Origin of the sequence: Aeromicrobium sp. Root236 (assembly GCF_001428805.1) — a bacterium.
In the GTDB taxonomy this organism is placed as follows: domain Bacteria; phylum Actinomycetota; class Actinomycetes; order Propionibacteriales; family Nocardioidaceae; genus Aeromicrobium.
In genome coordinates this window covers 877649-903072 of record NZ_LMIS01000001.1, presented here as the reverse complement: position 1 = coordinate 903072, position 25424 = coordinate 877649, and the positions used below count along the sequence as shown (strand labels likewise).

Here is a 25424-nt window from a genome sequence, read left to right as displayed (position 1 = left end):
CCTACGCTCTGAGCCATGGCTGAGTTCGAGTTCCGGCGCCTCGTCGACGCCGACCTCGACGATCTGGTGCGCTGGATGGCGGCGGACCACGCGCAGCCGTGGTTCTGGGACGAGCCCCGGTCCGTCGACGGAGCCCGCACGATCTACGCCAAGGAGCTGGCGGGCACGAGTCCCACGCGCATGTGGATCGTCGAGCTCGACGGGCGGCGCATCGGCTACGTGCAGGACTACCCGGTCAAGGCTTATGACGACTACGCCGTCCGCGTGCAGGACCTCGACGCGATCGCGTTCGACTACCTGATCGGCGAGCCCGACCTCGTCGATCGGGGCATCGGCACCCGCATGATCGCGGCCTACTGCCGTGACGTGCTGTGCCGGGACTATCCGGACGCGCCACGGTTCGTCGCGAGCCCCGACGTCCGCAACAAGCGATCCATCCGTGTCCTCGAGAAGTGCGGATTCGTCCCGGGACTGTGGATCCAGCCGGAGTCGGTCGACTATCCCGAGATCGTCTGCACCGCCCCGCGGGAGCTGTTCGACTAGTCGTTACGCGAGGCGCTCCACGAACGTCAGCAGGTTGCCGTCGAGGTCGAGCGTGTCGACCTCGCGGGTTCCCCACGTCGTGGCGGTCGCGCCATCGCCGTGCGTGTAGTGCAGGACGCCTGCGGCCTGCATCTCGTCGAACACGTCGTCGGCGGAGTCCACGTCGATCCGGCAGCTCGCCGTGCCGGCGAGGAAGTCCTCGGCACCGCTGACGATCGGTTGGTCAGCCAGGTCGGGCCGGGCTCGCCAGCTCGTGTCACCTGCCAGCCACAGGTGCACCTGCGCGTCGTCGCGCTCGAGACGGGCGAAGCCCTCATCGGCGTGGATGACGTCGAAGCCGAAGCGGGTCTCGTAGAACGCGATGGCCGCAGGCATGTCCCGCACCGGGAGTGCCGGGACCGTCCGTGAGAAGCCCACGGTCAGAGCGTACGGCGGAGCTTCTCGACGATCTCGACCTCGGCGTCGTAGTAGGCGAGGCCCCAGTCGGCGACCCGCGCCGGGTAGGCGACCGCTTCGTTGTCGCCCAGCATCTCGCGCACGGCCTCGAGCTCCTTGCGCCGGTCGGCGACCGCGGAGACGTAGCCGTCGAGCATCGCCTCGACTTCGCCAGGCCCCATCAGGCTGCCGAGCATGAGGCGCAGGGCGATGGGGTGCTTGAGCATCGGGAACTCGTGCTCCGAGGTGTGCAGCCAGGTCGTGAGCGCCTCGCGGCCCGCGGTGGTGATGCGGAACCGTCGTGTCGTGCGCTTCCCGGCTGTGTCGTCCGTCGCGTCGACGAAGTCGTGACGGCTGAGCCGGTCGAGGTCGGTGTAGATCTGGCTCATCGCGGGGGAAACCCAGTAGAAGCGCAGCGTGCGGTCGGCGCGCTGCTTGAGCTCGTAGCCGGTCAGCCCGTTCTCCGACGTCTCGCTGTCGAAGACCAGCAGGCCCAGCAGGGCGTACGACGTCGTTGACAGGCTGCTGGTCACAGATCTAGCGTACTGTTCCAATTAGGAACACGTAGGGAGGCGGAGCGAGATGTCCGACACGGTCCTGCTGGCAGGAACTCGCAAGGGACTCTTCATCGGCCGCTCCGGCGCCGACCGCTCCTCATGGTCGTGGGACAAGCCGCTGTTCCCCATGGAGGAGATCTACTCCGCCGCGATCGACACCCGAGGTGGGTCGCCGCGACTGCTTGCCGGTGCCACCAGCCCGCACTGGGGGCCGCAGGTGTTCCGTTCGGACGACCTCGGCCGCACGTGGGACGAGACCAAGGGTGGCGCGGTCCGGTTCCCTGAGGACACGGGCGCTGCGCTCGAACGGGTGTGGCAGCTCCGGCCGGCGCCGGAGGGGCAGGATGACCTCGTCTATGCGGGCACCGAGCCCTCGGCGTTGTTCCGTTCGACCGACCGCGGTGAGACCTTCGAGATCGTTCGGAGCCTCTGGGACCACCCGCACCGTCCCAACTGGCAGCCCGGCGGAGGTGGCCAGGCGATCCACACCGTCGTGCCCCACCCGACGGATCCCGACACGGTGACGATCGCGATGTCGACCGGTGGCGTCTACCGCACCGAGGACGGGGGAGCGAGCTGGACTCCCTACAACCGCGGGATCGGCGCCGAGTTCATCCCGGGCGAGACGCCCGAGTACGGGCAGTGCGTCCACAAGGTCGCCATCGACGCGGGTGACCCTGACCGCCTGTACGCCCAGAACCACGGCGGAGTGTTCCGCTCCGACGATGCCGGGCGCTCTTGGCAGTCGATTGCTGACGGGTTGCCGGCCGACTTCGGCTTTCCGATCGTCGCCCATCCGCACCGCCCCGGCACGGTCTTCGTGTTCCCTCTGGTCGCTGACATCGAACGGTTCCCGCCGTCAGGCAAGCCGGCCGTCTGGCGATCCGACGACGCCGGCGAGACGTGGCAGGAGACCGGTCCGGGGCTGCCGGCCGAGGCACACACCGCCGTGCTGCGCGACGCCTTCGTCTCCGACCAGTCGGACCCGCTCGGCCTCTACCTCGGCACGCGGCACGGGGCGATCTGGGCCAGCAACGACGAGGGTGGCACGTGGGCGGAGATCCGTACCAACCTGCCGGACGTGCTCTGCGTACGTGCGGCCGTGATCTGAGTCTCCTCTGACGTTGTCGTGGTTACTCGCTGGTAACCTCGAGGCATGCCTTCGACTCTCGAGCTCTACAAGAAGCTGACCGCGCTGCCCCAGGGCAAGCGACTGTTCTCGATCGCGTTCGGGCAGAAGGCGCCGTACTTCTCCTCGATCCACCTCGAGGTGCAGGAGATGAAGCCCCACTTCGGTCAGATCAAGATCCCCAAGCGACGCTCGGTCAAGAACCACATCGGCACGATCCACGCGATCGCGGCCTGCAACGGCCTCGAGGCGGCGATGGGCCTGCTCGCTGAAGCGACCTGTCCGCCCGACATGCGCTGGCTTCCCAAGGGCATGGAGGTCAGCTATCTCGCCAAGTCGACGACGGCGCTGACCTGCACGGCCGAGAGCACCGAGGCCGACTGGGCCAACGGACCCGACGTCCCGATCAAGGTCAAGGCCGTCACGACCGATGGCACCGTGACCGTGGAGGGCACGATCCACCTCTGGGTGACGCCCAAGCGCTAGATCTACAGGCTGGCCCGCGCCGCCGGGTCCTCACCGGTCTCGGACGCGACCCCGATCGCGGTGAGGTCGAGCTTCTTCCCGCCCGCGAGCCGGCGTTCGAGATAGGTCGCGATGCGGGCCAGGATGAGGTTGACGACGATGAACACGATCGCCAGCACGATCGCCGTCTGCAGGATGTTGCGGAACTCTTGGTAGACCGGTTTGGCGGCGTAGACGACACCGGGCGCGGTGATGGCATATCCGAGCGTGGTGTCCTTCAGCGCCGTGACGGCCTGGTTGATGATGGCGGGAAGCATGATCTTGACGGCCTGGGGGATCAGGATGATCCGCATGACCTGCGACTTGCGCATGCCCAACGCGTAGGCGGCCTCGGACTGGCCCTTCGGGAGAGCATTGATGCCGGCCCGGAAGACCTCCGCGAGCACGGCGCCGTTGTAGAGCGTGAGGCCGATGACGAGCGACCAGAACGCCATCTGGCCGGTCTTGGCGCCTAGCCAGTACCACGTGGCGATGATCAACATCAGCAGCGGGACTGCTCGGAAGAACTCGACGACGAGCCAGGAGGGCCAACGCAGCACGCGGTGCTCGGACAGCTTGCCCACGCCGAAGATCGCGCCGAATCCGACGGACAGACTGATCGCGATGACGGCCGCCAGGACGGTGTGGCCGAGGCCTTCGAGCAGCACGTTGATGATCCGGGGCGTGACGAAGGGCTCCCACAACGCGTAATCGAACTGACCACGTCGGTCGAGCTGGCGGAACCCCAGATAGAGCAGGCCGAGGATCACGAGCGCTGAGATGACGGTGTAGAGGCGGTGACGCGCGCGGGCCTTGGGGCCCGGTGCGTCGAAGAGCACTGAGCTCATCAGGCGATCCTCCATCGACGCTCAAGGACGCTGGCGACGTACGAGATGACTTCGACGATCACGATGTAGCAGAGGGCGATGCCGAAGAAGACCCACCAGAGCTCGCCCGGATTGGTCCGCAGCATGTCGGCCTCGAAGAACGTCAGCTCGGTGATCCCGAAGACGGATGCCAGTGATGTGTTCTTGGTGAGGGCGATCAGCACGCTGGCGACGGGCGCCACGACTGAGCGGATGGACTGCGGGAGGATCACCTCACGCATCGTCCCGCCGAACCGCAACCCGATCGACCGTGCCGCTTCGGCCTGCCCGATCGGCACGGAGTTGATGCCCGACCGCAGGACCTCGCAGACGAATGCTGCTGTGTAGAGGCCGAGGGCGAGGCAGTTCTTGTTGAAGAAGCTGGTCTGCAGGCCGAGCCTCGGCAGTCCGAAGACGACCAGGATCAGCAGGACCAACAACGGCGTGTTGCGGAAGATGTTGACGTAGGTCGCTCCCGCGCCCCGCAACACCGCGACGGGGCTCACCCGCATGGCGGCGAGGAGCGTGCCGAGCACGAGCGCGAAGAGGCCGGAGACCGCCAGCAGCGCCAGCGTGTAGCGGAACCCGGTGGCGATGTCACCGGCTCGATCGACAAGTACGTCCATGGAGGTCCTCAGTGGTGGGCGGGCGGCACTGCGGGCCTGCGCATCGGCAGGCCCGCAGCGCCGGGCGGGTCAAGCGCAGGCGTCCATCTTCGGCGGCTCAGGCGTGTCGACGCCCGACTTGCCGAGAGTGGCTTCGAACGCCTTGGCCCAGTCGCCGTCGTCCTCCGCCTTCTTGATCGTGTCGGTGATGAACTGGCACAGCTCGGGCTTGTCCTTGCTGTAGCCCACGCCGTAGCGCTCCTCGGAGAACGGGTCGCCGATGACCTCGAGCTCGTCGGGGTTCTCCGCGGCATAGCCCAGGAGGATCGCGCCGTCGGTCGTCATGGCGTCGACCGAGCCGTCGAGCACCTGGTCGCGGCACTCGGAGTAGGTGGCGAAGCCGCGCGGCTTGGCGCCCTTGGCCTTGACCTGGTCGAGCGACGTGGAGCCGGTCACCGAACAGACCTCCTGGCCCTTGATGTCGTCGACGCTCTTGATCGAGCTGCCCTTCTTGGTGAGGATCTGCTGGCCCGTCACGTAGTAGGGACCGGCCTGTCCCACGATCGCTCGGCGCTCGTCCGTGATGGAGTACGAAGCGATCACGAAATCGACCGTGCCCTTCTGGAGGAACGGCTCGCGGTTTGCCGAGACGGTCTCGACCCACTGGACGTCATCAGCCTTGATGCCGAGCTTGGCGGCGAGGAGCTTGCCGATCTCGACGTCGAACCCCTCGGGCACGTCGGCTCCGGCCTTCTTGAAGCCGATGCCGGGCTGGTCGAACTTGACGCCGATCTTGACCTTGCCGGCTTCGGCGAGCGCCTTCATCGCGGTGCCGTCCTTGAACTGGCTCGCGGCGTTGTCGTCCACCTTGTTGTCGACCGGATCCTTGTCACCCTCACCTGCGCTCCCGCAGGCTCCCAGGATCAGGGCGGCAGCCGCCCCGATGACGGCGATGCGTAGATGTTTCATGCTTTCCCCTTTTGCTTTCAGTGCTTCAGGATCTTGCCAAGGAAGTCCTTGGCCCTGTCGGTTCGTGGATTGGTGAAGAATTCGTCGGGGGTGTTCTCCTCGATGATGCGGCCGTCGGACATGAAGATGACTCGGTCGGCCGCGGTGCGGGCGAAGCCCATCTCGTGAGTGACGACGATCATCGTCATGCCGCCCTTGGCCAGGTCGACCATGGTGTCGAGGACTTCCTTGATCATCTCGGGGTCCAACGCCGACGTCGGCTCGTCGAAGAGCATGACCTTGGGGTCCATGGCCAGGGCGCGCGCGATCGCAACTCGCTGCTGCTGACCGCCCGACAGCTGGGCGGGGTACTTCGCCGCCTGCTCGTCGATACCCACGCGTGTGAGCAGCTCGTGCCCGCGTGCCTCGGCTTCGGCCTTCTTCGCCCCCCGAACCTTCAGGGGCCCGAGGGTGACGTTCTCGAGGATCGTCTTGTGGGCGAACAGGTTGAACGACTGGAAGACCATCCCCACGTCGGCGCGCAGTTGAGCGAGGCCCTTGCCCTCCTCTGGCAGCACCTTGCCGTCGACCTTGATCTCGCCCTCCTGGATCGTCTCGAGCCTGTTGATGGCGCGACAGAGGGTCGATTTGCCCGATCCGGAGGGGCCGATCACGACGACGACCTCGCCGCGCGCGACGTCGAGCTCGATGTCCTGCAGGACGTGGAGATCGCCGAACCACTTCTGTACGCCATGCATCGAAACCATGGGTGTCTGGTCAACCATGCGGATCAACCTAGCCCGAAAGAACTAGTTCAGCAGAACTAGTTGCGACACGAATCGAAGTTGGCCGGATCGATCTCGACGTAACGCAGGTCACGCGGGGTCGTTGGAGGTTCCGACCTACGAGGGAGATCCGACGATGCGCCGTACGATCATCGCCACCATCATCTGCGCCGTGGCCATCGCCACCGGCGGCCTCGCGGCACCCGCGAACGCCGCGTCGCCGTACGCTCCGGTGGACCGGCCGGGCCCGAAGCTCAGCGTGCCGGCGGCGACGCTCAAGGCAGCGCTGCAGTGCAGCGGCGACTTCGCCCACTCGACGTTGCAGCCAGTGCTGCTGAACCCCGCCACCGGGGTCACGGTCGACGAGAACTTCTCGTGGAACTACGAACGCGCGTTCACGGCCCAGAAGCGGCCGTGGTGCGCGGTCCACATGCCTGCCCACACCCTCGGCGACATCCAGGTCGCGGGGGAGTACCTCGTCTACGCGATCCGCACGATGCGCGCGAAGTCGACGCGCGACATCGCCGTGATGGGACACAGCCAGGGTGGGATGTCGATGCGCTGGGCCCTGCGCTTCTGGCCCGACACACGCTCGAAGGTCGACGACATCATCGGCATGGCCCCGTCGAACCACGGCACCACCGTGCTCCCCACGTGCATCGTCCGGCTGACCACGTGCCTGCCGGCTGTCTGGCAGCAGCAGGACGACGCGCAGTTCGTCAAGGCCCTCAACAGCAGGGCCGAGACGTTCAAAGGGATCTCCTACACGCAGATCTACACGCGTACCGACGAGGTCGTGCAGCCCAACAGCACCAACGCGACAGCCTCGTCCGCGCTGCGCACCGGCGAGGGTTCGATCACCAATGTCGCGACACAGGACGTCTGCCCGCTCGACCTCTACGAGCACCTGCTGGTCGGCACGATCGACGCCACGGCGTACGCACTGGCGATGGACGCGCTCAACCACAGCGGGCCGGCCAAGGTCTCGCGGATCAGCCGGTCGGTCTGCCTGCAGCTCTACCAGCCCGGGGTCAACCCGCTGAACGTCCAGACGTACCTCAAGGTGCTGTCCGCGGCGCCGGGCCTGATCAGCGTCCCGCTCCCGTACGTCAGCCTGGTCGGCGTCAAGTCCGTCCCGGGGGAGCCGAAGCTGCGCTGCTACGTGTACGCGTCGGGCTGCTGACTCATTCCGCCTTGGGGAGCACGACCGACGTCGCGCTGCCACCTGGCCAGCAGCTGAACCCGATCGGGATCTTCTGGTTCTCCTTGACCATCTCGTTGAGGGTGTCCAGGCACTGGCTGACCAGCACGTTCGGGTCCTTGCTGACCGACTTGCTCAGCCGCTCGTTGGCGCGGGCCTGGGCGATCGCCGTCTGCTCGCGCTGCGTCGCGATACGCGTGTTGGCGACCTCGGCCTGGTAGAGGTTGATCTTGTTCTGCGTCGGCTTGTCGAAGTGGATCAACGGGATGATGACGTTCTTGACCTCGATCTGGTCGCCGACCTGCTCGCGGAGGCGGTCGGCAACCTCACGGGAGAACTCGTTGAGGTTGGGGTTGGCCGGGTTCTTGTCGTCGTCCTGGATCTGGCTCAGCGGGTTGTAGTCCGACAGCACCTCGTTGAGGGCCGCGGTGAGCTCGCGGGTGACCAACGACTTCCGGATGTTGTCCATGTCGCGGTAGTCCTTGTAGAGCGCCTCGCCGGCATCGAGCTTGGTGCGCCAGCGGATGGAGTTGTCGACGCAGGCGGTCGACTCGTTGCCGATGCGGATGTCGGTGCAGCCCTCGTCGTTCTTCTCGAGGTACGAGTCGGTCTGGATCGCGCCGTCGAGCGTCTTGACCTTCTCCCACGGCAGCTTGGCGTGGATGCCGTTGTCGAGGTTGCCGACGGGCTTGCCGAAGCTCGTCACGATGCCGATGTCCCGCGTCGGCACGACCGTGAAGACCGAGAAGATCAGCAGCAGCGCGGTCAAGCCGAACGCCGCGATCGCCGACAGCGTCAACGAGCGCTGGAGCGTGGGGGCCTGCGCCGTACGCGGCCTGGCCACGAGCAGGCCGACCGCGACGAGCAGGAAGAAGATCGTGAGGACGAACGTGGATGCCATGGTGCTCCTAGATGGTGACCCTCCTGGGCTGAGCCTAGGAGACAGTCGGTCCGACGGCACCCGGTACGAGAGAGGGTTTGGCGCCGGCGTACCGCGGGTATGTCATGAGTCCCGACCTGAGGAGCATCGATGACCCGCGACACCGTATCCCGCTCACTGCACGACCTTGGACTCGCCGCCTGGTTCGGCGGCACGCTCGCCAACGCCGTCGCGCTCAACCCGGCCGCTTCGGCCGCCCACGGCGACTCCGACACCGGCGCCGTCGCGAACGTCGGCTGGGATCGCTGGACGCCCGTCAACGCTGCTGCGATCGGCGCGCACCTGGTCGGCAGCATCGGCCAGATCCAGGGCAACATGGGCCGTCTCCACGCCCAGAAGGGTGTGGCCTCGATGGCGCTGCTCAAGACCGCGTTGACCGCGGGGGCGCTGGGCGTCACGGCCTACAGCCGCGTCCTCGGGCGCAAGGTCTCCGAACAGACCCGCGTGCCGGCGGAGTCCGGCACCGAACCGGCGGCAGCGACGCCGCCTGAGGTCGCGGCCGCGCAGCGCCAGCTCCGCATGCTGCAGTGGGCCGTGCCGGCAGTCACCGGGGCGTTGGTCGTCATCAGCGCGTTCGCCGGCGAGCAGGAGCGGGCCTCGGAAGTCAACAAGGGACTCGTCCAGCGAATCGTCGGCTAGCTCGCGTTCCTCCGCCGGCGCCCCTGCGCAGGCCTATGCTGCGAAGGTGCACTGCGATCGCGGCGCGCTGACGGAGGTGCCGCATGCCGATCGACGATCCACAGGTGTTCGCGAGCCTCGCCGAGTCCTTGGCCGACGTCGAAGGCGTCACCGAGACGATCGAGCAGATCGTGGCCTTCGCGGTCGAGTCGATCGACACCACGTACGGCGGCATCACCCTCGTGAAGTCCGGCGGCCGGGCGTTCACGACGGTCGGGGCGACCGACGAGTCGGTGATCGAGGCCGACCGGATCCAGTACGAGCTGCGGCAGGGACCCTGCGTCGACGCCGCGGCGGACTCCAAGATCGTCGTCTCGGCCTACCTTGCGACCGACGAGCGGTGGCCGGACTGGGGTCCCAAGGCCAGCGCCTTGGGGTTCAACAGCGTCCTCTCGGCCGAGCTGCACGCGCGCGGCCGCCGGATCGGTGCGCTCAACCTCTACGGCACGTCAGAGGCCACCTTCAGCCCTGAGGACATCGCGCTGGCCGCGCTGTTCGCACGCCAAGGGGCTCTGGCGTTGGGCTATGCCCGCAGCGAGGAGGGCCTGCGCGAGGCCCTCGAGACCCGCACGGTGATCGGTCAGGCGCAGGGCGTGCTGATGGAGCGCTTCGAGATCGACGCCGATCGTGCGTTCTCGACCTTGCGGCGCTACTCGCAGCACCACAACATCAAGCTCAAGGCGCTCTGTCACCAACTGGTCGAGACCCGCGTGCTGCCCGCCGTGGACACGGGCGGCGCAGCCGAGGCCCAGCCCGCGCCGGTGTGAGCCGCGTACGTCAGAACGTGCGGCTGTTGCCTCCGCGCCAGTTGATCTTGGCCAGCCCGCGGCTGACGAGGAACCCGACGGTCAGGAGCGTGACGTAGAACCAGGCCTGCGCGGCGCTGAAGCCGGGCCCGGGACCGTCCTCGTCGATGATCGCCGACGTGATGAAGACGCCGAGCACAGCCAGGACGTACAGGATCATCTCGATCGTGAGGTACGCCGACTGGTTGCCCGTCGAGACCCTCAGGTCACCGAGGTCGCGGGTGTCTCCGTCGTCGTGCCGGCGCTGCGGGTCGAGCGGTTCGTTGGCGGACATGCATGGCCCTCTCTGTCTCGCTGATGGTGAGCCTGGGGCTCGACGTGAGGACTACCCGCGGAGGTGGGCGCCAAACCGTGGTCGCGCGGCTGCGATTCCGTCTGTCATCTCGGGGTACTCCGCATCCGGAGGGATGAACGGAGGCGTGACGTGAGCGTGGTTCTCATTGCTGTCGGGGTCGTTCTGGCCCTCGTCCCGTACGTGCTCTCGCGCGCGGTGCGTCGCGCGCACTGATCGTCGCGCCCTCGTGCCGTCGGAGTGAGCGGCACCGGCCATCTCCGGGTCTCGACGTGTCAGCCGGCACGTACGATTGACCAGTCATGACGAAGACCTATGAAGTGCGCACGTACGGCTGCCAGATGAACGTGCACGACAGCGAACGGCTGTCGGGACTGCTGGAGACCGCCGGCTATTCGAAGGCGGAGGAGGGCAGGCCCGACCTGGTCGTGTTCAACACGTGCGCCGTGCGCGAGAACGCCGACAACAAGCTCTACGGCAACCTCGGCCACATCGCGTCGGTCAAGGAGCAGAACCCCGGCATGCAGATCGCCGTCGGCGGCTGTCTGGCGCAGAAGGACCGCGACACGATCACCAAGCGCGCACCATACGTCGATGTCGTGTTCGGCACTCACAACATCGGCTCGCTGCCGGTCCTGCTCGAGCGCGCCCGCATCGCCGAGGAGTCGCAGGTCGAGATCCTCGAGTCGCTCGAGGTGTTCCCGTCGACGCTGCCGACCAAGCGCGACTCGGTGTTCGCCGCCTGGGTCTCGATCAGCGTCGGCTGCAACAACACCTGCACGTTCTGCATCGTCCCGAGCCTCCGCGGCACGGAGAAGGACCGCCGTCCGGGCGAGATCCTCGCCGAGATCGAGGCTCTCGTCGCCGACGGCGTCGTCGAGGTGACGCTGCTGGGCCAGAACGTCAACTCGTACGGCGTGGAGTTCGGCGACCGCCAGGCATTCGGCAAGCTGCTGCGGGCGTGCGGCGAGATCGAGGGGCTCGAGCGCGTACGGTTCACCAGCCCGCACCCCAAAGACTTCACCGACGACGTCATCGCCGCGATGGCCGAGACGCCCAACGTCATGCCGCAGCTGCACATGCCGTTGCAGTCGGGCTCCGACCGCGTGCTCAAGGCGATGCGCCGGTCGTACCGCCAGGAGAAGTTCCTGGGCATCATCGATCGCGTACGCGCGGCGATGCCTGACGCGGCGATCACCACCGACATCATCGTGGGGTTCCCCGGCGAGACCGAGGAGGACTTCCTGCAGACGATGGAGGTCGTCCGCAAGGCGCGATTCACCAGCGCGTTCACGTTCCAGTACTCCCAGCGCCCCGGCACGCCGGCCGCGGACCTGCCAGACCAGCTGCCCAAGGCTGTCGTGCAGGAGCGCTACGACCGGCTCATCGAGGTCGTCAACGAGGTGGCGTGGGACGAGGCGCGCAAGCAGGAGGGCCAGGTCGTCGAGCTGCTCGTTGCCGACCACGAGGGCAAGAAGGACGGTGCGACCCACCGACTCACGGGCCGTGCCAGGGACAACCGGCTGGTGCACTTCGTGCCGGGCGACCACGCCGTACGCCCGGGCGACATGGTCGAGGTCCGCATCACCTATGCCGCGCCGCACCACCTGGTCAGCGACGACGCACCGATCTCTTTCAGGCGTACGCCTGCCGGCGACGCGTGGGAGTCGCGCCAGGGCAGGACCGAGGTCCGCTCCGTCGGCCTCGGCATGCCGACCCTCGGTGTGCCGGCGCCGTTGCCGCCGGCCGAGGCATGCGCGATCTGACCTTCCGCACGCCTGACCTGGACGACTCTCGGGCGATCGCCGAGTTCCAGACGGTGTGCTGGCGTGAGGCGTACGTGGGTGTGGTCCCGCAGATCTACCTCGACTCGACCGGCCCCGACGAGCGCCAGCGCCGCTGGGCCGACCGCATCCTCGGCAGTGAGCGCGACATCGTCGTGGCCGAGGACGGCGACCGCATCGTCGGTGTCGTCAGCTGGGGCGACGGCAGCTGGCTCGACATCAGTGGGCTCGAGCTCAAGAGCCTCTACGTCTCGGCGGACCAGCGGGGGAGCGGCTTGGCGGACACGCTCCTGCAGCGGTCGATCGGCGGGGCCTCGGCGTTCCTCTGGGTGTACGAGGCCAACCCGCGAGCGCATGCGTTCTATCGGCGGCACGGCTTCGCGCCGAACGGCATCAGCGAGCCGGATCCCGACAGCGGCGCCACCGTCATCATGATGCAGCGCTGAGTCAGTAGATTCGATGGTTGTCAGCGCCGGGCCCTAGACTGCGGCACGCGACGAAAGGACGGCAATGGCAGCAGATTCACGGGTTGAGACGTTCGACGGCAACGCCCTCGACACTCGGCTCTGGCTGCCGCACTACCTCCCGCAATGGAGCTCACGAGCCGCGTCCGCAGCGACGTACGAGGTGGTCGACTCCGAGCTGCGCCTGACCATCCCGGTCGACCAAGGGCTGTGGTGCCCTGACACGCACGACAAGCCCCTGCGGGTGTCGGGCGTCCAGTCGGGCGTGTTCTCAGGACCGGTCGGCAGCCCGATCGGTCAGCAGCCCTTCCTGCCCGATCAGGTCGTACGCGAGCAGCAGCCCGCGTGGTGGGGCTGGACGCCGCATTACGGGCGCGTCGAGGTGCGGGCGCGGATGGAGCTGTCGGAGACGTCGATGGCCTCGGTCTGGATGGTCGGCCTCGAGGACAGCCCCGGGCGGTGCGGAGAGATCTGCGTGTTCGAGGTGTTCGGCGACACGATCACCTCGAACGGTTCGGCCGACATCGGCACCGGGTTGCACCCGTTCCGTGACCCCACGCTCGTCGAGGAGTTCTCCGCCGAAGAGCAGCCCGTCGACGTGAGCGAGCCCCACACGTACGCCGTGGAGTGGCGGCCTGACGGGGTCGACTTCCTGCTGGACGGCCGGGTGACGCGGACGAGCCGGCAGGCACCGGACTACCCGATGCAGCTGATGGTCGCCGTGTTCGACTTCCCCCAAGGACCCGCTGACGCGGCATCGCACGTGCCCCTGCTGGCCGTCGACGAGGTGCGCTGGCAACCGCTGCGCTGAACGCCACGGCTCCCCGTCGTCAGACCGTTTCACAAACGACACACAAAGACCGTTGCGGAAGACAACGATGGGGAGCAGGATGAGGAAACTTCTGCTCGACCGAGCAGCTTCCTTATTTGGGGGGATACATGCGCAAGACCCTGCTATGCGCGGGAGCGGCGATCTCGCTCACCGTGCTGACGCTTGTGGTGCCGACGGTGGCACAGGCGAAAACTGCCACCGCGGAGACCGCGACCTCGGCATCATCGATCAAATGGGGCACGTGTGCCAGCAAGCGGCTCCAGGACGCCGGCGGCCAGTGCGCCAAGATCTCGGTGCCGCTCGACTGGTCCAAGCCGTCAGGCACCAAGATCAAGCTCGCGATCTCACGGATCAAGCACACCGTGCCCTCGAGCCAGTACCAAGGCGTCATGCTGGTCAACCCCGGCGGCCCCGGTGGCTCCGGCCTCGGGCTGGCCGTGCTCGGTCAGTACGTCCCGGACTACGGCACCAAGAACGTCGGCGGTGCGTACGACTGGATCGGTTTCGACCCCCGCGGCGTCGGTGCGAGTGAGCCGGCCGTGTCGTGCGACAACGACTACTTCGCCTTCAACCGGCCGCGCTACGTGCCGACCTCCAAGAGCATCGAGACGGCCTGGAAGGGCCTGACCAACGGCTACACGGACGACTGCGACAAGAACAACGGCGCGATCCTCAGCCACCTCACGACGATCGACTCGGCCAAGGACATGGACGCCATCCGGTCCGCCCTCGGCGTCTCGCAGATCAACTACTACGGGTTCTCCTACGGCACCTACCTCGGCCAGGTCTATGCGACGCGCTACCCGACGCACCTGCGTCGCGCCGTGTTCGACGGCACGGTCGACCCGCGCGGTGTCTGGTACAAGGACAACCTCGACCAGGACGTCGCGTTCGACAAGAACATCCAGACCTGGTTCAGCTGGATCGCCTCTCACGACAGCTTCTACCACCTCGGTGACACAGGGGCCAAGGTCAGCAAGCTCTGGTACGACACGCAGGAAGACCTCTACCAGCACCCGGCTGACGGTCCCGACGGCTTGATCGGTGGCAGCGAGTGGAACGACTCGTTCCTCTACGCCGGCTACTACCAGTCCACGTGGCTCGACCTCGCAGATGTGTTCGACAGCTACATCCACGGACACGACCTCCAGAAGCTCAGTGACGCCTACCTCGACGAGAGCGGTCTCGGCGACGACAACGGCTACGCGGTCTACGACGGCGTCCAGTGCACCGACACCGCATGGCCCAAGAGCTGGGCGACGTGGCGGGCCGACAACGACGCGATCCACGCGAAGGCGCCGTTCGAGACCTGGGCCAACGCCTGGTACAACGAGCCCTGCCGTCACTGGCCGGCACCGTCGCGCACGCTGCAGACGATCAAGTCGGGCAACCCGACCAAGCTGCTGATGCTGAGCGAGTCCGACGATGCGGCGACGCCCTACCCGGGCAGTGTTGAGGTCCGCAAGCGGTTCCCGAACGCGGCACTCGTGACGACGCTGGGTGGCACGACGCACTCCAACTCGCTCAACGGGCTCGCGTGCATCGACGACACGATCTCGCGGTTCCTCTACAACGGGTCGCGGCCGCACCGCAAGGCCGGCAACGTCTCCGACAAGTACTGCACCGCTCCGGCCAAGCCGGATCCGAGTGCGGCACTGAGCAAGAAGAGCGCCCAGTCCAAGACCGAGAAGCTTCGGATGGACGCGCAGAAGATGGCGCTGCGGCCCTAGGGTCGTACGACTGACGACGGGCCGTCCCGAGTGATCGGGGCGGCCCGTTGTCGTACGCCGGGGGCAGGATGGGACGCATGACGGGGATCAAGGACGACCTGCACGCCAAGCTCAAGGCGAGCCGAGCCGTGATGCTGGCCAAGGTCGAGGGGATCAGCGACTACGACATGCGTCGGCCGATGACGCCGACCGGCACCAACCTGCTCGGCATGATCAAGCACCTGGTCGGGGTGGAGCACGTCTACTTCGGCGACTCGTTCGACCGGACCCCGCCCGACACCCTTCCGTGGAACGAGGACGGCACGGTGTGGGAGGGCGCCGACATGTGGGCCAAGGCCGACGAGTCGAGCGACGACATCCTCGGCCTCTACCACCGGGCATGTGCGCACAGCGACGCCACGATCGAGGCGCTCGACATCACGACCCCCGGCCGGGTGCCCCACTGGCCGTCGCCCGACACCACGCTGGGCTACCTGATGGTGTGGGTCCTCACCGACACGGCGCAGCACGCCGGCCACGCCGACATCCTGCGCGAGCTGATCGACGGCAGCACGGGCTCCGACACCGCGACGAGCGACACGGACTGGTCGACCTACGTGCAGCGCATCCAGGCGGCCGCCGACACGTTCCGCGACTGACTACACCAGCAGCGTCGGGTGCAGCCGCGTCATCGTGACGGTCTGCCGTCTCCGGGCCGCGACCACCGTGACCGACAGCGCCAGCACCGTGAACAGCGCGAGCACCACGAAGTCGGTCATGACGCCGGTCCCGCCGCCGGCCGTCGCCGCGCGGAAGCCGTGCACCGCGTACGTCATGGGCATCAGGCCGTGCAGCACGTTGAAGAACGGGGGAGCGGTCTCGATGGGGTACGTCCCGCCGGCCGCCGTGAGCTGCAGGCACACGAACACCAGTGCCGCGAACCGGCCGGCCCCGCCGAACAACGCGACGAACATCTGGTTGATCGCGGTGAACACCGCGCCGGTGGCGAGCGCGACGCCGAGCAGGAGAGGAGGGTTCGCCGCATCGATCTTGAGCACGCCGAGCAGCACCGCCAGCAGCAGCACGACCTGCACGAACGACAGCACGACGCCCGGCACGTAGCCGGCGAGGGCAGTACGAATGCTGCCGGTCGTCGAGGCGATCGCGCGCGACGACAGCGGCCGGAGCAGCAGGTAGATCGCCATCGCCCCGACCCACAGCGCAAGCGCCATGAAGTACGGCGCAAGCGCTTCTCCGTAGTTCTTGACCGGGTTGACCCGCTCAGGGGCATCCGTGATCGGCGTCGCGGCCGTACGTGCGAGCTTCTCGCGCTCGGACTTGTCGTAGTCCGGCACCTGCTTGCTGCCGTCGTCGAGCCCGTTGACGAGCTTGAGCGCACCGGCCGACAGCTGGTCCGCGCCGCCTGACAGCTGGTCGGCCCCCTTGGCGGCATCCGAGGCGCCGTCGCCGAGCTGCGACGTGCCGCTTGCGAGCTGCTTGGCACCGCCGGAGGCCTGTCCGATCGCGTCCACGAGCTGTGGCACGGCATTGGCCAGCTTGGCGTTGCCGGCGGCCACCTGCGCCGCACCGTCAGCCAGCTTCTGCGTCTGCCCGGCATAGCCGTCGGCCTGCGAGGCGAGCGCGCCCGCTCGGTCCGCGGCGGCATCGAGCTGGGCGCACAGCGGCGGATCCGGCTCGGCTGCCGCGCGGCACTGCTCCGCCGCATTGCGGAGGGTGCTGACCAACTGGGCGGTCGAGCCCTTCACCTGCGACGCGAAGCCCTGCACGAGCGCGTTGATCTGCGCGACGCCACCGGAGACCTGCTTCGCTCCGTCAGCGAGCTGGCGAGTCTGGCCCGGCAGGGCGGACGTACGGGAGTCGAGCTGCGACAGTCCGTTGGAGAGCTGCCGGGCACCGGAATCGAGCCGGCTCGCGCCGTCAGCGAGTTGTCGGTTGCCGTCGGCGAGGTCGCTCGCTCCGGTGGCGAGCTTGCCGGCCCCGTCCGACAGCTTGGCGGCGCCGTCGGCGGCGTCGGACAACGCCATCTTGATGTCGGAGAAGCTCAGGTAGACGTTGTCGAGATACGTCTCGGTGACCTGCGCGTTGAGCGCGCCCTTGGCAGCCCGCAGGATCGACTGGGCGACCGTGCCGTTGATGTAGTTGACCGCGTCGTTCGTCCTGAGGTCGAGCTTGCCCTGCACCGCCTCGGCCGGGTCGCCGCTCGTCGACGTGGCTGCCTTCGACAGGGTCGGCGGGATGGTCAGGACGGCCTTGTAGTGGCCGTTGGCCAGGCCCCGCTGAGCGTCCTTGGCGTCGGTCAGGACCCAGTCGTAGTTGTCCTTGTCGTCGTTGCTCACGAGGTTGCCGGCGAGCTGCCGGCCGACCGCGACGGGCTGCTTCTTGCCGTCACGCCCCGTGATCTCGACGACCTTGTCCTCGTTGACGACGGCCGCACGTACGTGGTCGAGATGGCCGGTCGGGTTGATGTTGGCCCACACGTAGAGGGCTCCGTAGAACAGCGGCACCATCATCACGGCGATGACGGCCGCGCGGGTCAGCCGGCTGCGGCGGAACCGGGCGAGCTCGAACCAGGGGAGGGTCGGGGACGGGATCATCAGAGCATCAACTCGCGGAGGGTGCGGGAGGTGTCCAGCTCCAGGTGATGGAGCCGGTTGGTCGGTTCAGGGGCGGACGACGCGGACTGGACGCTGGCGACGAGGGTGACGGTGCGTTCCTCGAGCAGCCAGGCGAGCGCGGACCAGAGCAGCTCGATGTCCTCGGCCGCACGCAGGTCGTCGACGTCGTCGACCACCACGATCTGCGGGTCCTCGGTCAGCGCGAGCACGACGCCGAGCATCTTGCGCTCGAGCCGGGTCAGGGTCGACACGATCGTCGAGCCCGGCAGCGGGTCGTACGCCAGGCCGGCCTCCTCGTGCGCTCGCTCGAGGGCGTGGTTGAGCTCGGCGAGGACCGGCGTGATGCGGCTGCGGGAGACCCAGAGCCCGAACGAGCGGATCGACAGCCGCTCGGCGATGTGCTGGTCGATCGTGAGGTTGTCCTCGAGGTCGTTGACACCCGGCAGCTCGGCGAGGGCCACGGCATGACGTACGGCCGAGGCCTCCTGCGGCAGCAGGTGACCGGCGACGCGCAGCCGGCCCGAGTCGAACGCCATGCGACCGGCGAGGGTGAGCAGCAGCGCCGTCTTGCCCGAGCCGCTCGGCCCGTGGACGACGAGCCAGTCGCCGGCCTCGACCTCGACCCACACGTCGTTGAAGATCGTGCCTTCGGGGCCGGCAGCGGTGACGCCGGCCGCGGTGATGGCTGCGCTGGAGTGCTCCCGCGGCCACGCCTGGAGCTGGACGCGCCGGTGCAGGCCCTCGCCCTCGACGTCGACGTGCGGCAGCCGCGCGTCGAGCCACGCCGGAAGCGTCCAGGACCGCCGGCCGAACAGCTCGAGCACCGCCGGTGCGAACAGCATGCGGATGAGGAAGGCGTCGACGAACACGCCGATCGCCAGGGCGAACGCCACCGGCCTGATGCTCGGGTCACCTTCGGGCACGAACGCGGCGAACACCGCGAGCATGATGACGGCGGCCGCCGTGACGACGCGCGAGCTGCCGACGAACCCGTCGGCGATCGCGCGATGGGGGTCGTCCGTACGGACGTACTCCTCCTTCATCCGCGACATGAGGAACACCTCGTAGTCCATCGACAGGCCGAACAGCACCGCCATGAGGATGATCGGCAGGAAGCTGATGAGCGGTCCGGTCTGCTCCACGTGCACGGCAGACGACAGCCAGCCCCACTGGAACACCGCGACCACGGCGCCGAACGACGCACCGGTCGACAGGATGAACCCCAGCGTCGCCTTCAGCGGCACGACCAGCGAGCGGAACACGATCAGCAGGAGCAGCACCGAGAGGCCGACGACGACCAGCCCGAACGGCAGCAGCGCGTCCTGGAGGCGTTGGGACACGTCGATGCCGCCGGCCGTCAGGCCTGTGACCGAGACGTCGACACCGTGCTGCTTCTTCCACTGCGGCTCGTGATCGCGGATCTCGCGCACGAGGTCGGTGGTGCGCTCGTCGGTTGCGCCCGTCGACGGGATGACCTGGATGATGCCGGTGTCGGCCGTACGGTTGGGGGTCGCGAGGCCGATCGCGTCGACGCCCTTCATGCGGCGCAGGTCGCTCTCGATGTCGTCGACGACGCCAAGCGGGTCGGTGGTCGAGATGATGTCGACGCTGACAAGGAGCGGCCCGTTGTAGCCCGGCCCGAAGTGCTCGTCGACCAGGTCGTACGCCTCGCGCTGCGTGCTGCCGATCGGGGCGGAGCCGTTGTCCGGCAGGGCCAGCTGCAGGGCGTGGGCCGGGATCGCGACGACCCCGAGGCCCACGACGACGATCGAGATGGCAATCAGGGGGAATCGGGTCGTGACCGCGACCCAGCGGCGGGAGAAGCCTCCAGGCGGATGGTCCGTGCTGGGCGTGAGCTTCGTGCCGGCGCGACCGAGCATCGCCGGCAGGACGGTCAGCGCGACGGCGACGGCGACGACGACCGACAGCGCGGCGACGACCCCCATGACGGTGAGGAACGGGATGCGGGCGATCGCCAAACCGAGGAGCGCGATGATCACGGTCAGTCCGGCGAACACGACAGCCGAGCCTGCCGTGGCGACCGAGCGGGCGGCCGCTTCCTCGGGGTCGAGGCCTTCAGCGAGCTGTTCGCGGTGCCGCGACACGATGAACAGCGCGTAGTCGATGCCGACCGCCAGGCCGATCATCAGCGCCAGCAGGGGAGCGGTCGCCGAGATCGTCATGAAGCCGGTCGCCGCGATGGTCAACGCACTCGTCACGAGCACGCCGAGGAGGGCCGTGACGATCGGGATGACGGCAGCGCGCAGCGAGCGGAACATGAGGTAGAGCACGATGAACGCGATGACGACGCCGATGACCTCGATGATCGACAGCTGCGGTCCGGTGTTGGCGAAGACGTCGCCGCCGAACGACGCGGTGTAGCCCGCGTCGCGCAAGGCCTTGCCGGTGTCCACGAGCTCGGAGCGCTCGTCGTCGGTGACGGCCGTCAGCTCGCGGTCGAACTGCACCTGGACCTGGGCTGCGGTGCGGTCCTTGGAGATGCCGATGGCGGTCTGCTCGGAGTAGGGCGAGACGACCTCGCTCACCCCGTCGACCTTCTTCATCCCCGTGATGGCGTCGCCGACGAGCTTCTTGGTCCTGTCGTCGTCGACCGTGTGCCCCTTCGGCGCCACCACGACGACGTAGGCGGCCGCCCCGCTGAGCTCGGGGAACGTACGCCCGAGGGAGTCGATCGCGTCCTGCGACTCGGTGCCGGGGATGTCGAACGAGTTCTGTGTGCCAGATCCGAGACCGAGAGCGGCCGCACCCGCGACCACGAGGATCGCGACCCAGCCGGCGAGCACGCGACGGTGGTGGCGGAAGGCCCAGCGGCCCAGGGCGTACAGGGAGGTCGACACGAAATTGACGATACACTTCTGTATTCAATACAGCAATGTATCGAGTAGGGTGTGTTGCGTGACACGTGACATGGCACCCGCCACACCCCGTTCCCGCGCTGCCACCCGCGAGCGCCTGCTCGACGCTGCGCGGGCGGTCCTCGCGGCCGAGGGCATCCAGGGCGCGTCGGTCGAGCGCATCTGCGACGAGGCCGGTTTCACCCGCGGCGCCTTCTACTCCAACTTCACCAGCAAGGACGACCTCGTGCTGGCGCTGTTTCGCCGCGAGCGCGAGCTGATGATGGCGATCCTGCGTGAGGCGGCCGACCCCCAGTCGTACGCGGGCATGGACCCAGTCGAGGCGGTCGGCGTGATCATGGACCGGTTCTTCAAGCTGCAGCCGCCGGACCGCGAGTGGTACCTGGTGCACGCGGAGTTCGAGCTGCGTGGCGTACGCGACGACGCCGTAGGCCGTGAGTTCAACGATGCGTGGCGCGAGGTCAGGGCCCAGTTCGAGGCGATCATGGTCGCGGTGCTGCGCGACCTCGGACTGCAGCTGACGGTCCATGCGAGCCATGCGTCGGCGATCATCATGGGCACGTACGACACGGCGCTCCGCGAGGCGCTGATCGAGCGCCGCCCGCTCGACCTCGACCTGCTGCGCGTGACGATCCCGCTCGTGATGCTCTCGGTCACCCAGCCCCTCGAGTGACGGTGACGCCTCGAGCCGCAGGTGCGAGGATGGCGTCATGGCCATCCGCATCGCCCAGGACCAGCACGCCGACGAGGTCCTGACCAACGACTCGTTCGCCCTGCTCGCCGGCATGCTGCTCGACCAGCAGTTCCCGATGGAGCGCGCTTTCGCCGGCCCGGCGAAGGTCCTGGACCGGTTCGGCACGCTCGACCCGTCGGCGATCGCCGACCCTGAGGCGTTCGCCGACCTCTGCGCGACGCCGCCGGCGATCCACCGCTACGGCCGGTCGATGGCCGGACGGCTGCAGGCGCTGGCCAGGGTCGTTGCGGATGAGTACGACGGCGACGCGTCACGCATCTGGACCGAGGCGCGCACGGGTGAGGCGCTCATGAAGCGGCTCCTCGCCCTGCCCGGGTTCGGCGAGCAGAAGGCCAAGATCTTCACGGCTCTCGTCGCCAAGCAGCTCGGCGTCAAGCCTGCCGGCTGGACCACGGTCGTGGGCGACTACGGCAAGAAGGGCTATCGCTCGGTCGCCGACGTCGTCGACCCTGACTCGCTGGCCAAGGTGCGTGCGTTCAAGCAGGCCAAGAAGGCTGCCGCCAAGGCCTGAGCCCGTTCAGGCGTCCGATCCGTCACCAGGGTCGAGGTCGACCAGCACGTCGGGCACGTGGCAGGTCGAGTCGTCGATGAAGGCGTCGTTCATGCGTTCGGTGATCTCCTTGCCGCGGCTGTCGGTCGGCACGTCGAACGTCCCGGCCTCCCCGTCGACGAGTGCGTCGGCGTACGTCCTGCGCGCTTCGACGAGCCGGTCCCAGTCCCTCAGCCAGTCCTCGCTCGGAGGGTCGCTCGTCAGCAGGTCCCGTGCCTGGTCGCGAATGTCGTGCACCATGTCGACCACGGCGACGTTCTGCCTGAGGATCGACTGGGCCTGCCGGCGGGGACTGCCGTGGATCGGCAGCGCGGTGACCGTGTTCGTCATGGCGTCGCACTCGTCCTCGATGACCGAGATGAGGTCGGGGTCGTCGATCACGCCCTCCATGCCTGATGAGCCGACCGAGAAGATCACGACGAACAGGCTCGTACCGGCGATCAGGCCGAGGACCGAGGCAGCGATCGCGACCCACTTCCAGCCGGGCGACACCTTCGGTGGCGGGAACTGCCAGGCGTTGTGCGGGGGCGGGTAGTCAGGCAGTCCCCGGGAGTCGAACACGGCTCCATCGTGTCATGGCTGAGCGGCGGACCTGCGACAATCGGCAGACACCACGTCTCGGGGGACACATGCGCATCGGTTCGGTTGGAGCAATCCTGATCCTGGCCATCTCGGCCACGGCGTGCGGCGGGGGCAGCGGAGGCGACGACGGCGACCCGACCGCGATGGTCGGCGACAAGGGGCTCGACGTGTGCGGCCTCGTCTCGGACAGGACCGTCTCCGAGCTCCAGGCCGCGTCCGAGGACGAGCAGGCGGCGCCGACGGAAGACCTGATGTTCGATGCCGAGACGTACGTCGAGTGCCGGATCATCCGGGAGGTCGAGGTGGGGTTCGCCGTCCGCGCCATCCCCGAGGGCCCCACCGCCGAGCAGCTGACCGAGGGGCCGTACGGAGAACCACCCGAGCCGCTGACGGGTGTGGGCGACAAGGCCGTGATCGGCACCAACACCTACAAGGGTGTCCGCATCGCGGCGACCGCACACGGTCAGGAAGTCATCGTCGACAGCGAGTTCGACGACAGCTATGACCCGGAGATCAGCCGTGAACGCCTGATCGCGCTGGCCAAGGAGATCGTCTCCAACCTGACCGATGAGCGCCCTGCCGCGATCCGCTTGCCGAAGGCCTGCCCTCAGACGTCGGACTCGAAGGTCGAGGACACGGTCGGTGAGACCATCGTGGCCCGAGGACGCGCGACCAAGCGTGGAGTCTCGTGCCACTACGTCGGAGGCGCCCGCCACCTCGTGCTCGCCGCTGCCGCCGGTGACCGCGGGTTCAACTTCATGGGGCTGGCGGACAGCGATCCGGATGACCGGACAGAGGTCGACGGAGACCCGGCCGTGTTCGACCGCAGCCAGATCGTGGTCTTCGGCGACGACGGCTGCCTCCTCTCGGCGGACGCCTCCGAGCTCAGGTCGCCCATCACGTACGAGAAGCCGAAGCCGTCGAGCCGCGCAGAGGCGATCGACCTCGTGAAGTACGTCAAGAAGGAGATCGGCTGCCCGTCGTAGCCGCTGACGGGCTCGACTACGCTCGCGACGTGACCGGACATCCGCAGGCCGTGGCCGTGTGCCCGCACCCGCCGATGCTCGTTCCGGAGGTCGCGTCGGGTGCCGCGGACGACCTTGCTGAGTTGCGGGCCGCCTGCGACGCAGCCGTGGCCGGCCTGATCGCACAGGCGCCAGGGCGCATCGTGGTGCTCGGCACCGGTGAGCTGGCAGCCGACCTCGATGAGACCGCCGGCGGGACGTTCGCGCCGTACGGCGTGGATCTCCACGTCGGCGGACCGGGAGCGCAGCTGCCGCTCAGCCTCGCCGTCGGGGCATGGTTGCTGGACCGCGCAGGATGGGCGGGCCCGCGTACGTACTCGACCGGTGTGCCCGACGTCGACGGGGCGGCGCTGCTCGTGATGGCCGACGGCAGCGCGAAGCGTTCGTCGACGGCACCGGGATTCCTCGACGACCGGGCCGAGGAGCACGACACGCGGATCGCCGCTGCTCTGGCTGCCGGCGACGCCGACGCCCTGGCGGGGCTCGACCCGCAGCTCGGAGTCGAGCTGTGGGCGGCCGGCGTGCCGGCCCTGCGAACACTCGGAGAGCTGACGAAGGGCGCCGACATCGTCGCGCGTCTGCGCGTCGACATGGCGCCCTTCGGCGTCGGCTACTGGGTCGCCGACTGGGTGCTCAGCTAGCTACTTGCCGTCCTCGGCGAGCTTGTCGACGCCGTCCTGTGCCTTGTCGGCCGCAGCGTCGATCTTGTCCTCGTACTTGCCCTTGGTGGCCTTGTTGACCGCGTCGGCGGCCTTGTCGATGCCGGCGTCGATCTTGTCGTTCTGGCTCTTGGCGAGGTCAGCTGCCTTTTCCTTGAGCTGCGGCGCCTGCTTCTTGAACTTGTCGAGGAAACCCATGGCTTCCCTCCTTGACTCATGAGAAATGGGGGACGGCCGCCCCCGCGTGGTTCCTCACACTACTGCGAGACTTTGCCCATGTCTGTGCCCGAACGCGTCGTCGCCGTCGTGGGACCCACCGCGTCCGGCAAGTCGTCGTTGGCCGTGGCACTGGCCACGCGACTCGGCGACGCCGAGATCGTCAACGCTGACTCGATGCAGCTCTATCGCGGCATGGACATCGGCACCGCGAAGCCGTCGGTGGCCGAGCGCGCGGGCGTACCGCACCACCTGTTCGACGTCCTCGACGTCACCGAGTCCGCCGCGGTCGCCGAGTTCCAGACCTGGGCGCGGGCGGCGATCGCGGACTGCCATCGACGAGGCATCACGCCGATCGTCGTGGGCGGGTCCGCTCTGTACGTCCGTGCGGTGCTCGATCGGCTCGACTTCCCGGGCACGGACCCGGAGGTCCGGGATCGCTGGAAGTCCGAGCTCGCGGCCCGTGGCGCCGTGGCGTTGCACGCCGAGCTGGCCGAGCGCGATCCTGCGGCGGCGGCGCAGATCCTGCCCACCAACGAGCGCCGCCTCGTACGTGCATTGGAGGTCATCGACCTCACCGGGGAGCCGTTCGTCGCCACGATGCCGGCGTACGAGTCGGTGTTCGCCGGACTGACGATGCTCGGTCTCGACGTGCCGCGGCCCGTCCTGGACGTACGCCTGGCGGCGCGGGTCGACCAGATGTGGGCCGATGGATTCGTCGACGAGGTCCGTGCACTGCGTGAGGTCGGCCTGGAGGACGGGTTCACGGCGAGCCGGGCGCTCGGCTATCAGCAGATCCTCGCCCACCTGCGCGGCGAGATGACCGAGGACGAGGCGCGTGAGGCCACTGTGACCGGGACGCGGAAGTTCGCGCGGCGGCAGGATCGGCTGTTCCGCAAGGACCCGAGGATCCATTGGCTCGCATACGACGCGGAGGACCTTCTCGACCGGGCGTTGGCCGTCATCGGTGAGTGACGTCCGTCCGAGGACCGGTCGTTGAGCCCGTCGAAAGGACGCCGTGTCCGCCCGGACGACTAGACTGGAACGT

General features: G+C 68.0%; 28 protein-coding genes. 16 read left to right on the top strand and 12 right to left on the bottom strand.

Translation table 11 applies throughout. The features are described from left to right. The first annotated feature begins 15 nt into the window (after nucleotides 1–15). The gene (locus tag ASE12_RS04610; protein ID WP_056397530.1) at nucleotides 16–543 is read left to right on the top strand and encodes a GNAT family N-acetyltransferase; all 528 of its coding nucleotides are present in this window, start codon (nucleotides 16–18) and stop codon (nucleotides 541–543) included. A gap of 3 nt (nucleotides 544–546) precedes the next feature. On the opposite strand, the gene ASE12_RS04605 is transcribed toward ASE12_RS04610, so the two are convergent. After that, complete coding sequence (locus ASE12_RS04605; RefSeq protein WP_056397527.1) at nucleotides 547–960, bottom strand: VOC family protein; 414 nt, start codon at nucleotides 958–960, stop codon at nucleotides 547–549. A gap of 2 nt (nucleotides 961–962) precedes the next feature. Then, nucleotides 963–1511 (bottom strand): helix-turn-helix transcriptional regulator, encoded by a 549-nt coding sequence (locus tag ASE12_RS04600; protein WP_056397525.1) that lies wholly within the window; start codon nucleotides 1509–1511, stop codon nucleotides 963–965. A 49-nt stretch (nucleotides 1512–1560) separates the two neighbouring features. Between ASE12_RS04600 and ASE12_RS04595 the strand changes: the two genes are divergently transcribed. Then, on the top strand, nucleotides 1561–2646 hold the full coding sequence (locus ASE12_RS04595) for a hypothetical protein (RefSeq protein ID WP_056397523.1): 1086 nt from the start codon (nucleotides 1561–1563) through the stop codon (nucleotides 2644–2646). A 45-nt stretch (nucleotides 2647–2691) separates the two neighbouring features. Further along, nucleotides 2692–3150, top strand: a complete 459-nt coding sequence (locus ASE12_RS04590) for a hotdog fold domain-containing protein (protein WP_056397520.1) — start codon at nucleotides 2692–2694, stop codon at nucleotides 3148–3150. Between the two features lie 2 nt (nucleotides 3151–3152). Here the strand turns inward: ASE12_RS04590 and ASE12_RS04585 are convergent, their stop codons facing one another. From ASE12_RS04585 to ASE12_RS04570, 4 genes are all read right to left on the bottom strand, one after another. Then, nucleotides 3153–4016, bottom strand: coding sequence for an amino acid ABC transporter permease (locus ASE12_RS04585; protein WP_162255463.1), 864 nt, complete (start codon nucleotides 4014–4016; stop codon nucleotides 3153–3155). Continuing rightward, on the bottom strand, nucleotides 4016–4660 hold the full coding sequence (locus tag ASE12_RS04580) for an amino acid ABC transporter permease (RefSeq protein ID WP_056397514.1): 645 nt from the start codon (nucleotides 4658–4660) through the stop codon (nucleotides 4016–4018). The genes ASE12_RS04585 and ASE12_RS04580 overlap by 1 nt, the downstream gene beginning before the upstream one ends. A 69-nt stretch (nucleotides 4661–4729) precedes the next feature. Next, on the bottom strand, nucleotides 4730–5608 hold the full coding sequence (locus ASE12_RS04575) for a glutamate ABC transporter substrate-binding protein (protein WP_056397512.1): 879 nt from the start codon (nucleotides 5606–5608) through the stop codon (nucleotides 4730–4732). Between the two features lie 17 nt (nucleotides 5609–5625). Beyond that, nucleotides 5626–6354 carry an amino acid ABC transporter ATP-binding protein gene (locus ASE12_RS04570; protein ID WP_157413081.1) on the bottom strand — a complete coding sequence of 243 codons (729 nt, stop codon included), beginning with the start codon at nucleotides 6352–6354 and terminating at the stop codon, nucleotides 5626–5628. A gap of 154 nt (nucleotides 6355–6508) precedes the next feature. On the opposite strand from ASE12_RS04570, the gene ASE12_RS04565 reads away from it, so the two are divergent. Further along, nucleotides 6509–7555, top strand: coding sequence for a triacylglycerol lipase (locus ASE12_RS04565; protein WP_157412813.1), 1047 nt, complete (start codon nucleotides 6509–6511; stop codon nucleotides 7553–7555). Between the two features lies 1 nt (nucleotide 7556). Here ASE12_RS04565 and ASE12_RS04560 read toward each other — a convergent pair whose 3' ends face one another. Continuing rightward, nucleotides 7557–8474 (bottom strand): SPFH domain-containing protein, encoded by a 918-nt coding sequence (locus ASE12_RS04560; protein ID WP_056397504.1) that lies wholly within the window; start codon nucleotides 8472–8474, stop codon nucleotides 7557–7559. 129 nt (nucleotides 8475–8603) lie between these two features. Here ASE12_RS04560 and ASE12_RS04555 point away from each other — a divergent pair, with 129 nt between their 5' ends. After that, nucleotides 8604–9152 (top strand): hypothetical protein, encoded by a 549-nt coding sequence (locus tag ASE12_RS04555; protein WP_056397501.1) that lies wholly within the window; start codon nucleotides 8604–8606, stop codon nucleotides 9150–9152. An 83-nt stretch (nucleotides 9153–9235) separates the two neighbouring features. Then, nucleotides 9236–9958, top strand: a complete 723-nt coding sequence (locus ASE12_RS04550) for a GAF and ANTAR domain-containing protein (RefSeq protein WP_056397497.1) — start codon at nucleotides 9236–9238, stop codon at nucleotides 9956–9958. 10 nt (nucleotides 9959–9968) lie between these two features. Here ASE12_RS04550 and ASE12_RS04545 read toward each other — a convergent pair whose 3' ends face one another. Beyond that, the gene (locus tag ASE12_RS04545) at nucleotides 9969–10271 is read right to left on the bottom strand and encodes a hypothetical protein (protein WP_056397494.1); all 303 of its coding nucleotides are present in this window, start codon (nucleotides 10269–10271) and stop codon (nucleotides 9969–9971) included. Between the two features lie 320 nt (nucleotides 10272–10591). On the opposite strand from ASE12_RS04545, the gene miaB reads away from it, so the two are divergent. From miaB to ASE12_RS04520, 5 genes are all read left to right on the top strand, one after another. Then, nucleotides 10592–12055, top strand: a complete 1464-nt coding sequence (gene miaB, locus ASE12_RS04540) for a tRNA (N6-isopentenyl adenosine(37)-C2)-methylthiotransferase MiaB (protein ID WP_056397490.1) — start codon at nucleotides 10592–10594, stop codon at nucleotides 12053–12055. Beyond that, nucleotides 12043–12519, top strand: a complete 477-nt coding sequence (locus ASE12_RS04535; protein WP_056397488.1) for a GNAT family N-acetyltransferase — start codon at nucleotides 12043–12045, stop codon at nucleotides 12517–12519. The genes miaB and ASE12_RS04535 overlap by 13 nt, the downstream gene beginning before the upstream one ends. A gap of 64 nt (nucleotides 12520–12583) precedes the next feature. Beyond that, complete coding sequence (locus ASE12_RS04530) at nucleotides 12584–13348, top strand: glycoside hydrolase family 16 protein (RefSeq protein ID WP_056397487.1); 765 nt, start codon at nucleotides 12584–12586, stop codon at nucleotides 13346–13348. Between the two features lie 128 nt (nucleotides 13349–13476). Continuing rightward, nucleotides 13477–15099 carry an alpha/beta fold hydrolase gene (locus tag ASE12_RS04525; RefSeq protein ID WP_056397483.1) on the top strand — a complete coding sequence of 541 codons (1623 nt, stop codon included), beginning with the start codon at nucleotides 13477–13479 and terminating at the stop codon, nucleotides 15097–15099. 77 nt (nucleotides 15100–15176) lie between these two features. Beyond that, the gene (locus ASE12_RS04520) at nucleotides 15177–15737 is read left to right on the top strand and encodes a DinB family protein (RefSeq protein ID WP_056397479.1); all 561 of its coding nucleotides are present in this window, start codon (nucleotides 15177–15179) and stop codon (nucleotides 15735–15737) included. Here the strand turns inward: ASE12_RS04520 and ASE12_RS04515 are convergent, their stop codons facing one another. After that, nucleotides 15738–17693 (bottom strand): YhgE/Pip domain-containing protein, encoded by a 1956-nt coding sequence (locus ASE12_RS04515; RefSeq protein ID WP_056397476.1) that lies wholly within the window; start codon nucleotides 17691–17693, stop codon nucleotides 15738–15740. Then, nucleotides 17693–20572: an MMPL family transporter gene (locus ASE12_RS04510; protein ID WP_056397474.1), complete on the bottom strand. Its 2880-nt coding sequence runs from the start codon at nucleotides 20570–20572 to the stop codon at nucleotides 17693–17695. The genes ASE12_RS04515 and ASE12_RS04510 overlap by 1 nt, the downstream gene beginning before the upstream one ends. Nucleotides 20573–20630: 58 nt before the next feature. Between ASE12_RS04510 and ASE12_RS04505 the strand changes: the two genes are divergently transcribed. Both ASE12_RS04505 and ASE12_RS04500 read left to right on the top strand, forming a co-directional pair. Continuing rightward, a complete protein-coding gene (locus ASE12_RS04505) occupies nucleotides 20631–21263 on the top strand; it encodes a TetR/AcrR family transcriptional regulator (protein ID WP_157412812.1) in 633 nt (210 codons plus the stop codon). Nucleotides 21264–21300: 37 nt separating this feature from the next. Further along, complete coding sequence (locus ASE12_RS04500; protein ID WP_056397467.1) at nucleotides 21301–21855, top strand: HhH-GPD-type base excision DNA repair protein; 555 nt, start codon at nucleotides 21301–21303, stop codon at nucleotides 21853–21855. 6 nt (nucleotides 21856–21861) lie between these two features. Here ASE12_RS04500 and ASE12_RS04495 read toward each other — a convergent pair whose 3' ends face one another. Further along, nucleotides 21862–22455, bottom strand: a complete 594-nt coding sequence (locus tag ASE12_RS04495) for a hypothetical protein (RefSeq protein WP_056397464.1) — start codon at nucleotides 22453–22455, stop codon at nucleotides 21862–21864. A 68-nt stretch (nucleotides 22456–22523) separates the two neighbouring features. Between ASE12_RS04495 and ASE12_RS04490 the strand changes: the two genes are divergently transcribed. Together ASE12_RS04490 and ASE12_RS04485 are read left to right on the top strand one after the other, a co-directional pair. Then, on the top strand, nucleotides 22524–23462 hold the full coding sequence (locus ASE12_RS04490) for a hypothetical protein (protein ID WP_056397461.1): 939 nt from the start codon (nucleotides 22524–22526) through the stop codon (nucleotides 23460–23462). A 29-nt stretch (nucleotides 23463–23491) separates the two neighbouring features. Beyond that, on the top strand, nucleotides 23492–24142 hold the full coding sequence (locus tag ASE12_RS04485; RefSeq protein WP_235508839.1) for a hypothetical protein: 651 nt from the start codon (nucleotides 23492–23494) through the stop codon (nucleotides 24140–24142). On the opposite strand, the gene ASE12_RS04480 is transcribed toward ASE12_RS04485, so the two are convergent. Continuing rightward, on the bottom strand, nucleotides 24143–24358 hold the full coding sequence (locus ASE12_RS04480) for an antitoxin (protein WP_056214722.1): 216 nt from the start codon (nucleotides 24356–24358) through the stop codon (nucleotides 24143–24145). It abuts the gene before it with no gap. 78 nt (nucleotides 24359–24436) lie between these two features. On the opposite strand from ASE12_RS04480, the gene miaA reads away from it, so the two are divergent. Continuing rightward, nucleotides 24437–25351 carry a tRNA (adenosine(37)-N6)-dimethylallyltransferase MiaA gene (gene miaA, locus ASE12_RS04475; protein ID WP_056397457.1) on the top strand — a complete coding sequence of 305 codons (915 nt, stop codon included), beginning with the start codon at nucleotides 24437–24439 and terminating at the stop codon, nucleotides 25349–25351. Nucleotides 25352–25424 lie beyond the last annotated feature (73 nt).

Bases quoted from the DNA above. Each gene is read 5' to 3' on its own strand.
- ASE12_RS04610 (WP_056397530.1), top strand. From the start codon at position 16: ATGGCTGAGTTCGAGTTCCGGCGCCTCGTCGACGCCGACCTCGACGAT.
- ASE12_RS04595 (WP_056397523.1), top strand. From the start codon at position 1,561: ATGTCCGACACGGTCCTGCTGGCAGGAACTCGCAAGGGACTCTTCATC.
- ASE12_RS04590 (WP_056397520.1), top strand. From the start codon at position 2,692: ATGCCTTCGACTCTCGAGCTCTACAAGAAGCTGACCGCGCTGCCCCAG.
- ASE12_RS04585 (WP_162255463.1), bottom strand. From the start codon at position 4,016: ATGAGCTCAGTGCTCTTCGACGCACCGGGCCCCAAGGCCCGCGCGCGT.
- ASE12_RS04580 (WP_056397514.1), bottom strand. From the start codon at position 4,660: ATGGACGTACTTGTCGATCGAGCCGGTGACATCGCCACCGGGTTCCGC.
- ASE12_RS04575 (WP_056397512.1), bottom strand. From the start codon at position 5,608: ATGAAACATCTACGCATCGCCGTCATCGGGGCGGCTGCCGCCCTGATC.
- ASE12_RS04570 (WP_157413081.1), bottom strand. From the start codon at position 6,354: ATGGTTTCGATGCATGGCGTACAGAAGTGGTTCGGCGATCTCCACGTC.
- ASE12_RS04565 (WP_157412813.1), top strand. From the start codon at position 6,509: ATGCGCCGTACGATCATCGCCACCATCATCTGCGCCGTGGCCATCGCC.
- ASE12_RS04560 (WP_056397504.1), bottom strand. From the start codon at position 8,474: ATGGCATCCACGTTCGTCCTCACGATCTTCTTCCTGCTCGTCGCGGTC.
- ASE12_RS04555 (WP_056397501.1), top strand. From the start codon at position 8,604: ATGACCCGCGACACCGTATCCCGCTCACTGCACGACCTTGGACTCGCC.
- ASE12_RS04550 (WP_056397497.1), top strand. From the start codon at position 9,236: ATGCCGATCGACGATCCACAGGTGTTCGCGAGCCTCGCCGAGTCCTTG.
- ASE12_RS04545 (WP_056397494.1), bottom strand. From the start codon at position 10,271: ATGTCCGCCAACGAACCGCTCGACCCGCAGCGCCGGCACGACGACGGA.
- miaB (WP_056397490.1), top strand. From the start codon at position 10,592: ATGACGAAGACCTATGAAGTGCGCACGTACGGCTGCCAGATGAACGTG.
- ASE12_RS04535 (WP_056397488.1), top strand. From the start codon at position 12,043: ATGCGCGATCTGACCTTCCGCACGCCTGACCTGGACGACTCTCGGGCG.
- ASE12_RS04530 (WP_056397487.1), top strand. From the start codon at position 12,584: ATGGCAGCAGATTCACGGGTTGAGACGTTCGACGGCAACGCCCTCGAC.
- ASE12_RS04525 (WP_056397483.1), top strand. From the start codon at position 13,477: ATGCGCAAGACCCTGCTATGCGCGGGAGCGGCGATCTCGCTCACCGTG.
- ASE12_RS04520 (WP_056397479.1), top strand. From the start codon at position 15,177: ATGACGGGGATCAAGGACGACCTGCACGCCAAGCTCAAGGCGAGCCGA.
- ASE12_RS04515 (WP_056397476.1), bottom strand. From the start codon at position 17,693: ATGATCCCGTCCCCGACCCTCCCCTGGTTCGAGCTCGCCCGGTTCCGC.
- ASE12_RS04500 (WP_056397467.1), top strand. From the start codon at position 21,301: ATGGCCATCCGCATCGCCCAGGACCAGCACGCCGACGAGGTCCTGACC.
- ASE12_RS04490 (WP_056397461.1), top strand. From the start codon at position 22,524: ATGCGCATCGGTTCGGTTGGAGCAATCCTGATCCTGGCCATCTCGGCC.
- ASE12_RS04480 (WP_056214722.1), bottom strand. From the start codon at position 24,358: ATGGGTTTCCTCGACAAGTTCAAGAAGCAGGCGCCGCAGCTCAAGGAA.
- miaA (WP_056397457.1), top strand. From the start codon at position 24,437: ATGTCTGTGCCCGAACGCGTCGTCGCCGTCGTGGGACCCACCGCGTCC.